The sequence below is a fragment of the Streptomyces sp. sk2.1 genome (assembly GCF_008120935.1).
Lineage (GTDB): Bacteria > Actinomycetota > Actinomycetes > Streptomycetales > Streptomycetaceae > Streptomyces.
Genome location: NZ_RDBO01000020.1, coordinates 894559 through 905353, shown reverse-complemented (window position 1 = coordinate 905353; position 10795 = coordinate 894559). Strand labels below are relative to the sequence as shown.

The 10795-nt window shown below is 71.7% G+C and carries 6 protein-coding genes and 2 pseudogenes; 1 reads left to right on the top strand and 7 read right to left on the bottom strand.

Translation table 11 applies throughout. The annotated features are described in order from the left end of the window. Positions 1-87 (top strand): annotated as a pseudogene (locus EAO76_RS07570) (DUF4240 domain-containing protein); the annotation flags it as partial. A 20-nt stretch (positions 88-107) separates the two neighbouring features. Here EAO76_RS07570 and EAO76_RS07565 read toward each other — a convergent pair. From EAO76_RS07565 to EAO76_RS07535, 7 genes and pseudogenes are all read right to left on the bottom strand, one after another. Beyond that, entirely contained in the window at positions 108-629 is a 522-nt protein-coding gene (locus EAO76_RS07565) for a DUF4240 domain-containing protein (RefSeq protein ID WP_148835620.1), read from the bottom strand. A gap of 80 nt (positions 630-709) precedes the next feature. After that, positions 710-1675: a YafY family protein gene (locus EAO76_RS07560; RefSeq protein WP_148834581.1), complete on the bottom strand. Its 966-nt coding sequence runs from the start codon at positions 1673-1675 to the stop codon at positions 710-712. Between the two features lie 112 nt (positions 1676-1787). Beyond that, a complete protein-coding gene (gene aceE, locus EAO76_RS07555; protein ID WP_148834579.1) occupies positions 1788-4457 on the bottom strand; it encodes a pyruvate dehydrogenase (acetyl-transferring), homodimeric type in 2670 nt (889 codons plus the stop codon). Between the two features lie 322 nt (positions 4458-4779). After that, a complete protein-coding gene (locus EAO76_RS07550; protein WP_148834578.1) occupies positions 4780-5403 on the bottom strand; it encodes a GntR family transcriptional regulator in 624 nt (207 codons plus the stop codon). 131 nt (positions 5404-5534) lie between these two features. Continuing rightward, a pseudogene (gene sucB / locus EAO76_RS07545) lies at positions 5535-7096 on the bottom strand (2-oxoglutarate dehydrogenase, E2 component, dihydrolipoamide succinyltransferase). Positions 7097-7158: 62 nt separating this feature from the next. Further along, positions 7159-8547, bottom strand: coding sequence for a dihydrolipoyl dehydrogenase (gene lpdA, locus EAO76_RS07540; protein WP_187438492.1), 1389 nt, complete (start codon positions 8545-8547; stop codon positions 7159-7161). Between the two features lie 395 nt (positions 8548-8942). Next, entirely contained in the window at positions 8943-10487 is a 1545-nt protein-coding gene (locus EAO76_RS07535) for a leucyl aminopeptidase (protein WP_148834574.1), read from the bottom strand. Positions 10488-10795: the final 308 nt, after the last annotated feature.

Below are 10795 nucleotides of genomic sequence, written 5' to 3'. Positions count from 1 at the left end.
TGTGGGGCGCCGCCGCCGTGCTGCTGGGCGGTGCGAGCGACGATGCCTTCGACTGGTTCCGCTGCTGGCTGATCGGGCAGGGGTCCGCGACGGGGCCCGGGGTCAGCTCAGCGCGGTCCGAACCGCTCCCGGAGCGCGGGGAAGCGCTCCGCCAGGGACGCCTCGTCCTCGAAGTCGACCGGGGTGCCCTCCGGCTCCGACGCCTGGGGCGGCAGGCCGAGGTCCGGGGCCACCACGCCGGTGAGCTGCTCGTACGCCTCGTCGGCGGCGTAGCCGAGGTCCTCGGCGTCCCCGTCGAGCTCCTGGTCGAAGTCGTCGAGGAGCTCGGCGAGGGAGTCCGGATCGTGCAGCGCCCCCTCGAAGACCTCCCGGCCCTGCCCGATCAGCCAGCAGCGGAACCAGTCGAAGGCATCGTCGCTCGCACCGCCCAGCAGCACGGCGGCGGCGCCCCACAGGTCCCAGCGGTAGGCGCGGTTGTAACGGGCCTCGAAGTGTCTGGCGAAATCCAGCACCGCCTCGGGATCGAGCCGCACCAGCCGCTCGACGAGCAGGTCGGCCTGGTCCTCGGGATCGCCCTCGGCGGCCTCGCGGGTGCTGTCGACGATCTCCCAGAACTCCGTCTCGTCCATCACGGGTCAAGCATCGGCCCTGGCGGCGGGCGACGCACGCGGACACGGGGAGGACACTCCCGGAGCCCACCGGACGGCCTTCAGCGGTAGAGGTCGCGCAGCCGCTCGGCCGCCGCGGCGAAACGGTCCCGCAGGGCGGCCGGTTCCAGGACCTCCGACTCCGGTCCCAGCGCCAGCAGTTGGCTGTAGGCCACCTCCAGGGACTCGACCGGCAGGGTGACGGCGATCCACCCCCCGGCATCGGCCGGACCGGCCGCCTCCAGCGCCTCCCGGACCGCCGAACGGTCCATCGTGTACGGCAGCCGGCGTACGCCCTCCGGCGACAGCCGCACCGTCACCTCGGCCCGCAGCAGCGACCGGGCGAACTGGACGGCCCGCTCGTCCCAGAAGCTCGGCAGGTCGAACCGCTCGTCGCGCCCGAACCGCTCGTCCGACACCTCGACGGCCGAGAACCGGTCGATCCGGTACACCCGGAAGTCGTCCGCCACCCGGGCGCAGAGGTACCAGACCCCCGCCTTCAGCACGAGGCCGTACGGGGCCATCTCCCGCTCCACGTCGCCGTCCCGGCGGCGGTAGCGGGCCCGGACGAGCCGGTCGTCCCAGACCGCCTCGGCGAGGGCCGGCAGCAGCTCGGGGGTGACCGGTTCCTGGTACCAGCCGGGAGCGTCCAGGTGGAAGCGCCGGGCGGCGCTGTCGGAGGCGTCCCGCAACGAGGGGAGCAGGGCCGCCGAGACCTTGAGCCGGGCGGCGGACGCGGCGTCCTCCAGCCCCATGTCGCGCAGGGCGGACGGCAGCCCGGAGAGGAAGAGGGCCTCGGCCTCGGTACGGGCGAGGCCGGTGAGACGGGTGCGGTACCCGCCGATCAGCCGGTAGCCGCCGGTCCGGCCCCGGTCCGCGTACACCGGGACGCCCGCCTCGGAGAGCGCCTGCGCGTCCCGGGTGACGGTCCGCTCGGACACCTCCAGCTCACGGGCGAGTTCGGCGGCGGTCATGGCGGGGCGGGACTGCAGGAGCAGCACCATTTTGATGAGACGGGCGGCACGCATGCGGCCCATTGTGGCCGTCGGCCCGTTCCGTCCCCGACCGGAGACGGGGGCGGAACGGGCCGACGGCGGAAAGCGGTGGCCGGGGCGGGCCCGGCCACCGCGTCGTCACGGATCAGAGCCCGTAGCGCTCCCGGGCCTCCTTGACCGCGGTCGCGGTCACCTCGCCGCGACGGGCCAGCTGGGCCAGGGCCGCGACCGTGATCGACCGCGCGTCCACGCCGAAGTGGCGGCGGGCCGCGTCACGGGTGTCCGACAGACCGAAGCCGTCCGTGCCGAGCGAGGACCAGTCCTGCTCCACCCACTGGCTGATCTGGTCCGGGACCTGGCGCATCCAGTCGCTGACCGCGAGGACCGGACCGGGGGCGCCCTCCAGCGCCTGCGTCACGTACGGCACCCGCTGCTCGCCGCGGAGCAGCGCCTCGTCGCACTCCAGCGCCTCGCGGCGCAGCTCGCCCCAGGACGTGGCGGACCAGACGTCGGCCGTCACGCCCCAGTCCGAGGCCAGCAACTCCTGCGCCTCCAGGGCCCAGTGGATCGCCGTGCCGGAGGCCAGCAGCTGCACGCGCGGCGCATCCGCGGACGTCGGCACGCCCTCCTTGAAGCGGTAGAGGCCCTTGACGATGCCCTCCTCGACGCCCTCCGGCATCGCGGGCTGCGGCTTCGGCTCGTTGTAGACCGTCAGGTAGTAGAAGACGTTCTCGGCCTCGGGGCCGTACATCCGGCGCAGACCGTCCTTGACGATCACCGCGATCTCGTACGCGAACGCCGGGTCGTAGTTGAGCGAGGCCGGGTTCGTGGCCGCGATCAGCTGCGAGTGGCCGTCCGCGTGCTGGAGGCCCTCACCGGTCAGCGTCGTGCGGCCCGCCGTCGCGCCGACGATGAAGCCCTTGCCGAGCTGGTCGGCGAGCTGCCACATCTGGTCGCCGGTCCGCTGCCAGCCGAACATCGAGTAGAAGATGTAGAACGGGATCATCGTCTCGCCGTGCGTCGCGTACGACGTCGAGGCGGCGATGAAGTCGGCCATGGCCCCGGCCTCGGTGATCCCCTCGTTGAGGATCTGGCCGTCCTTGGCCTCCTTGTAGTACATCAGCTGGTCGCGGTCGACCGGCTCGTACGTCTGGCCCAGCGGCGAGTAGATGCCGGCCGACGGGAACAGCGACTCCATGCCGAAGGTGCGGGCCTCGTCCGGGACGATGGGCACCCAGCGCTTCCCGGTCTGCTTGTCCCGCATCAGGTCCTTGACCAGGCGGACGAAGGCCATGGTGGTGGCCATCTCCTGCTTGCCGGAACCCTTGTACAGGGCCTTGAACGCGCGCTCCTCCGGCTCGGGCAGCGCCACCGCGTGCACCCGGCGGGCCGGGGCGGGGCCGCCGAGGGCGGCACGGCGCTCCTGGAGGTAGCGGACCTCGGGGGAGTCCGCGCCCGGGTGACCGTAGGGCACCAGGCCGTCGGTGAACGCGCTGTCCGGGATCGGCAGGCCGAGCAGCTCGCGCATGTCCTTGAACTCGTCCACCGACAGCTTCTTCATCTGGTGGTTGGCGTTCTTGGACTCGAAGCCCTTGCCGAGCGTGAAGCCCTTCACCGTCTGCGCGAGGATCACGGTCGGCGCGCCCTTGTGCGACAGGGCCGCCCGGTACGCCGCGTACACCTTGCGGGCCTCGTGGCCGCCGCGCGAGGTGTAGAAGCACTCGGCGATCTTCGCGTCGGTGAGCAGCCGGGCCAGCTCGGCGAGCGCGGGCTCGGCGCCGAAGAAGTGCTCGCGGATGTAGGCGACGTCGCGGGTCTGGTACGTCTGGAACTGCGCGTCCGGGACCTCCCGGAGCCGGCGGACCAGCGCACCGGTGGTGTCCAGCCGGAACAGCTCGTCCCAGGCGCTGCCCCAGAGCGTCTTGACGACGTTCCAGCCGGCCCCGCGGAACGCGCCCTCCAGCTCCTGGACCACGCGGAAGTTGGCGCGGACCGGGCCGTCGAGGCGCTGCAGGTTGCAGTTGATGACGAAGGTCAGGTTGTCGAGGCCCTCGCGGGCCGCCAGCGCGAGGGCGGCGGTCGACTCGGGCTCGTCCATCTCGCCGTCGCCGAGGAAGGCCCAGACGTGCGAGTTCGACGTGTCCTTGATGTTGCGGTTGGCGAGGTAGCGGTTGAAGCGCGCCTGGTAGATCGCCGACAGCGGGCCGAGGCCCATCGACACGGTGGGGAACTCCCACAGCCAGGGCAGCCGCCGCGGGTGCGGGTAGGACGGCAGGCCGTCGCCGCCCGCCTCCTGGCGGAAGTTGTCGAGCTGCCGCTCGCTCAGCCGGCCGTCGAGGAAGGCGCGGGCGTAGATGCCGGGGGAGGCGTGGCCCTGGATGTAGAGCTGGTCGCCGGAGCCGTCCCCCTCCTTGCCGCGGAAGAAGTGGTTGAAGCCGGTCTCGTACAGCCAGGCCGCCGAGGCGAAGGTGGCGATGTGGCCGCCGACGCCGAAGCGGGAGCCGCGGGTGACCATCGCCGCCGCGTTCCAGCGGTTCCAGGCGGTGATCCGGGACTCCATCTCCAGGTCGCCGTCGAACTCGGGCTCGGCGGCGGTCGGGATGGAGTTGACGTAATCGGTCTCCAGCAACTTGGGCAGCGCGAGACCGGCGCCCTCGGCGTGCTCCAGCGAGCGCCGCATCAGGTACGCGGCGCGGTGCGGGCCCGCGGCCTTGGTGACGGCGTCCAGGGAGGCCGCCCATTCGGCGGTCTCCTCGGGGTCGCGGTCCGGGAGCTGGTCGAGCTCGCTCGGAAGCTTTCCTACGGGGTCGGTCATGATCGCCGCCTTCCGGAGTGGAGGGGGGTGGAGAAGGCCCTGACTGGCAGGACAGGGCGAATGGGGCCGGTGGGCCCGCGAAGTGAACTGTAGGACGCCGATCGATGATCGATCAAAGGGTGAAGGGCAAAACTTCTCGATATGAAGAAATTGGCATTCGGTGCCGCGAAACAGGGCACGGAGTGACGGGATTTAGCGCACAAAAGGGGCGCTCACCTGCACGGAAGAGCGCCCCTCGCGACAGATGCGTACCCCTCCCGACGTACGCGAACGGGCTCCGGAACGCCCCGGAGCCCGTTCGCGTACGCCGCGCCCCGGGACCTCAGGCGCGCGGGGCGCAGCCGAGCACGTGCGCCTTGACCAGTACGCCGATGTCCGGGTCCTTGCGCAGGAACGCCTCGATGAGCGCCTCGTGCTCCTCCGCGTACGACTTCTGCACCGTGCCCAGCCACCGGATCGACAGGGCGGTGAACACCTCGATGCCCAGCCCCTCCCAGGTGTGCAGCAGCACGGCGTTCCCGGCGGCCCGCACCATCTCGCGGTGGAAGGCCACGGTGTGCCGCACCTGCGCCTCGCCGTCGGCCAGCCGGTCCGCCTCGTAGAGGGCCGTCACATGGGGCGTCAGGAGCGAGCAGTCCTCACCGAGGGACGGAGCGGCCAGTTCCGCCGCGATCTGCTCCAGACCGGCCCGGACCGGATAGCTCTCCTCCAGGTCGGCCGCGGTGAGATTGCGGACCCGTACGCCCTTGTTGGGCGCCGACTCGATCAGCCGGAGCGTCTCCAGCTCCCGCAGGGCCTCGCGCACGGGGGTCTGGCTGACCTCCAGCTCGGTGGCGATCCGGCGCTCCACGATCCGCTCACCGGGCTTCCAGCGCCCGCTGACGATCCCGTCCACGATGTGCTCGCGGATCTGTTCGCGCAGCGAGTGGACGACGGGCGGGGTCATGAGGGGCTCCTTCGGAGACAGAGCGGTGCTGTCCGCACGACCGGACACGCTCTAGACAATACGGCGGCGCCCCCGCCCGGAAGAGATCCGGACGGGGGCGCCGCTGGTGAGGCTGGTTACAGCGGTGGTGCTCAGAGGCCGAGCTCGACCTCGAACTCACCGGCCTCCAGGATCGCCTTGACCGCGGTCAGGTAACGGGCGGCGTCCGCGCCGTCCACCAGACGGTGGTCGTAGGAGAGCGACAGGTACGTCATGTCGCGGACACCGATGACGGTGCCCTCCTCGGTCTCGATGACCGCCGGGCGCTTGACCGTGGCACCGATGCCCAGGATGGCTGCCTGGTTCGGGGGCACGATGACGGTGTCGAACAGCGCACCGCGCGAACCGGTGTTGCTGATGGTGAAGGTGGCACCGGACATGTCGTCCGGCGTCAGGCCGCCGCCGCGGGCCTTGCCGGCCAGCTCGGCGGTCTTCTTCGAGATGCCGGCGATGTTCAGGTCGCCCGCACCCTTGATGACCGGCGTCATCAGACCCTTCTCGGCGTCCACGGCGATGCCGATGTTCTCCGAGTCGAAGTACGTGATGGTGCCCTCGTCCTCGTTGATCCGGGCGTTGATGACCGGGTGGGCCTTCAGCGCCTGGGCCGCCGCCTTGACGTAGAACGGCATCGGGGACAGCTTGACGCCCTCGCGGGCCGCGAACGCGTCCTTGGCACGGGCGCGCAGCTTCATCAGCTTGGTGACGTCGACCTCGACGACCGAGGTCAGCTGGGCCTGCGAGTGCAGGGCCTTCATCATGTTCTCGCCGATGACCTTGCGCATGCGGGTCATCTTGACCGTCTGACCGCGCAGCGGGGACGCCTCCAGCTTCGGCGCCTTCGAGGCGGCGGTCGGAGCGGCGGCGGCGACGGGGGCCGGAGCGGCTGCGGCGGCCCTGGCGGCCTCCGCGGCGGCGACGACGTCCTGCTTGCGGATGCGGCCACCGACGCCGGTGCCCTTGACCGCGCCCAGGTCGACGCCGTTCTCGGCGGCGAGCTTGCGGACCAGCGGCGTGACGTACGCGCCGTCGTCGCCGGAGGGCGCGGCCGGGGCGACCGGGGCCGGGGCGGCGACGGGCGCCGGAGGGCAGGAGCCGCGGCGGGTGCCGGGGCTGCCGGGGCAGGGGCGGCCGCCGGAGCGGCACCGGCGGCACCGATGACGGCGAGCTTGGCGCCGACCTCGGCGGTCTCGTCCTCGGCGACCACGATCTCCAGCAGCGTGCCGGAGACCGGGGCCGGGATCTCGGTGTCGACCTTGTCCGTGGAGACCTCCAGGAGGGGCTCGTCCTCCGTGACCTCCTCGCCGACCTCCTTCAGCCAGCGGGTGACGGTGCCCTCGGTGACGCTCTCGCCGAGCGCCGGCAGGACGACGTCGGTACCGGCGGCGCCACCGGCCGGTGCGGCGGCGGGCGCGCCCGTGCCGTCGTCGATGACGGCCAGCTCGGCGCCGACCTCGACGGTCTCGTCCTCGGCGACCTTGATGGCGGCGAGGATGCCGGCGGCGGGGGCCGGGATCTCGGTGTCGACCTTGTCGGTCGAGACCTCGAGCAACGGCTCGTCGGCCTCGACGCGCTCGCCCTCGGCCTTCAGCCAGCGGGTGACAGTGCCCTCGGTGACGCTCTCACCGAGCGCCGGAAGGGTTACGGAAACCGACATGGTTTCGGTTGCTCCTTACGAAAGTGCGGAAGTGGGTCGGTCGTCGCGCCCGGTCGACCGGGTCAGTCGTGGGAGTGGAGGGGCTTCCCGGCCAGCGCCAGGTGGGCCTCGCCCATCGCCTCGTTCTGGGTCGGGTGGGCGTGGATGAGCTGCGCGACCTCGGCGGGCAGCGCCTCCCAGTTGTAGATCAGCTGGGCTTCGCCGACCTGCTCGCCCATCCGGTCACCGACCATGTGGACGCCGACCACGGCACCGTCCTTGACCTGGACGAGCTTGATCTCGCCCGCGGTCTTGAGGATCTTGCTCTTGCCGTTGCCCGCGAGGTTGTACTTCAGAGCGACGACCTTGTCCGCGCCGTAGAGCTCCTTGGCCTTGGCCTCGGTGATGCCCACGGAGGCGACCTCGGGGTGGCAGTACGTCACCCGGGGGACACCGTCGTAGTCGATCGGAACGGTCTTCAGACCGGCCAGCCGCTCCGCGACCAGGATGCCCTCCGCGAAGCCGACGTGCGCGAGCTGGAGCGTCGGGACCAGGTCGCCCACGGCCGAGATGGTCGGCACGTTGGTCTGCATGTACTCGTCGACGAGGACGTAGCCGCGGTCCATCGCGACCCCGGCCTCCTCGTAGCCCAGGCCCTGCGAGACCGGGCCGCGGCCGATGGCGACCAGCAGCACCTCGGCCTCGAAGGTCTTGCCGTCGGCGAGGGTCACGCGGACGCCGTCCTGCGTGTACTCGGCGCTCTGGAAGAACGTGCCGAGGTTGAACTTGATGCCGCGCTTGCGGAAGGCGCGCTCAAGAAGCTTCGAGCTGTTCTCGTCCTCGACCGGGACGAGGTGCTTCAGGCCCTCGATGATCGTGACCTGGGTGCCGAAGGACGTCCACGCCGAGGCGAACTCGACGCCGATGACGCCGCCGCCCAGCACGATCGCGGACTTCGGGACGCGGTCCAGCTTCAGCGCGTGGTCCGAGGAGATGATGCGGTTGCCGTCGATCTCCAGGCCCGGCAGCGACTTCGGCACGGAGCCGGTCGCGAGCAGCACGTGGCGGCCCTGGATGCGCTGGCCGTTCACGTCCACCGAGGTGGGGGAGGAGAGCCGGCCCTCGCCCTCGATGTAGGTGACCTTGCGCGAGGCGATGAGTCCCTGCAGGCCCTTGTACAGGCCGGAGATCACGTCGTCCTTGTACTTGTGGACGGCCTCGATGTCGATGCCCTCGAAGGTGGCCTTGACACCGAACTGCTCGGACTCGCGCGCCTGGTCGGCGATCTCGCCCGCGTGCAGCAGGGCCTTCGTGGGGATGCAGCCGTTGTGCAGGCAGGTGCCGCCGACCTTGCCCTTCTCGATCAGAGCGACGTCCAGGCCCAGCTGCGCTCCGCGCAGGGCCGCGGCGTAACCGCCGCTACCACCGCCGAGGATCACTAGGTCGAAAACGGTGCTGGCGTCGTTCGCCACGTCACGTCCTCCATGCATGTGCGCCGTACGCCGGGCCCCGTCGCTGGGGGATGACCGGCCGGTCGGCTGGTGTTCGGCCGCTTTGTGTTATGTCGGCCCTGTGGTGGGGGCCCTGTCCTGCCGAGAACCCATCTTCGCACTTGTTGACGGTCGGCGGGACGCGGGGCCCGGGTCCGGGGCGGACGATCATCCGTCCCGATGGGTTACCGCGAAGTAGGGAGCGGGGGTGATTCCGGGTGTGCGGTGCCGCCCGGGAAGGCCGGCGCGGGAGACGGGCGGGAACGCTGATTTCGTCCAGAGCGAAACCCCGCCGGATCCGTACGACGGCACCGTGGGAGGCAACGCGTACGGCCCCGGACGTATGCCCGGGGCCGTACCGCACGTCGCTGAGGGGATCAGCCGAGGTCCCCGGCGGCGGTGCGCTCGGCCAGCCCGACCAGCGTGCGGACGGCGGAACCGGTGCCGCCCTTGGGCGTGTAGCCGTACGGCGCGCCCTCGTGGAAGGCCGGGCCCGCGATGTCCAGGTGCGCCCAGGTGATGCCCTCGCCCACGAACTCCTGCAGGAACAGGCCGGCCACCAGGCCGCCGCCCATCCGCTCGCCCATGTTGGCGATGTCGGCGGTCGGGGAGTCCATGCCCTTGCGCAGGTCGGCGGGGAGCGGCATCGGCCAGGACGCCTCGCCGACCTCATCGGCGATCTCGTGGATCGAGGTCCGGAAGGCGTCGTCGTTCGCCATGATGCCGAAGGTGCGGTTGCCCAGCGCCAGCACCATCGCGCCGGTCAGGGTCGCCACGTCGACGATCGCGTCCGGCTTCTCCTCGGAGGCCCGGGTCAGCGCGTCGGCGAGGACGAGCCGGCCCTCGGCGTCCGTGTTGAGGACCTCGACGGTCTTGCCGCTGTACATGCGCAGCACGTCACCGGGGCGGGTGGCGTTGCCCGACGGCATGTTCTCGGCGAGCGCCAGCCAGCCGGTGACGTTGACCTGGAGGCCCAGGCGGGCGGCCGCGACGACGGCGGCGAACACGGCGGCGGCACCGCTCATGTCGCACTTCATCGTCTCGTTGTGGCCGGCCGGCTTCAGCGAGATGCCGCCCGAGTCGTAGGTGATGCCCTTGCCGACCAGGGCCAGGGTCTTCTCCGCCTTCGGGTGCGTGTAGGCGAGCTTCACCAGGCGCGGGCCGTGGGACGAGCCCTGGCCGACGCCCAGCAGACCGCCGTAGCCGCCCTTGACGAGCGCCTTCTCGTCGAGGACCTGCACCTTGATGCCGTGCTCCTTGCCCGCGGCGGTGGCCACGGCGGCGAAGGACTCGGGGTACAGGTCGTTCGGCGGGGTGTTGATCAGGTCGCGGGCGCGGTTGATCTCCTCGGTGACCGCGGTGGCGCGCTCGACGGCCGCCTTGAACGCCTTGTCGCGCGGCTTGCCGCCGAGCAGGGCGACCTCGGCCAGCGGGAGCTTGGGGCCGTTGCCGTTCTTCTTGCCCTTGGGCGCGAGCTTGTCCTCGCCGCCCTGGTACGCGGTGAAGGCGTACGCGCCGAGGAGCGCGCCCTCGGCGACCGCCCCGGCGTCCCCGGCGGACGCGAGGGGTAGCGCGAAGCCGGCCTTCTTCGCCCCGGCCAGGACCCGGGCGGCGGAGCCCGCGGCCCGGCGCAGCGCCTCGGCGTCGTACGCCCCGCCCTTCTCCGGCGCGGAGCCGAGGCCGACCGCGATGACGACCGGGACCTTGAGGCCGTCGGGTGCGGGGAGCTTGGTCACCTCGCCCTCGGCACCCGTGGCGCCCAGGGCTTCCAGGACGGTGGCGAGCTTTCCGTCGAACGCCTTGTCCACGGCCTCGGCGCCCGGTGCGAGGACCGGCCCCTTGGAACCCTTGGCGACGCCCACGACGAGTGCGTCGGCGCGCAGCGTCGCCGCACCGGCAGTGCTGAGAGTGAGAGCAGTCACGGTGGTGAAATCTCGCTTCCGTTGAGTTCGTTGTCGGTCGATGGGTGGGCCGACCGTGCCCGGCGCATCGTAGACGGCGCCGCAATGTGCCGGTAATGAGCCTACGCGCGCCCTTGCTGCGGGATCACGGCGGCGGGCCGCCCGTGGGGCCCCGTGGCGTGAAGGCTTCGCCCCCGGACGGCCGCTCCGGGGCCCGCACGGGCCCGACGGGGCACGGAACGGGCCGTGCCGGAGGCCCGGACCTCGCGGCGGACCTCCCGGGCGCACGCGGACGCGGCACGATTCGGACGCGGCACGATCCGGACATG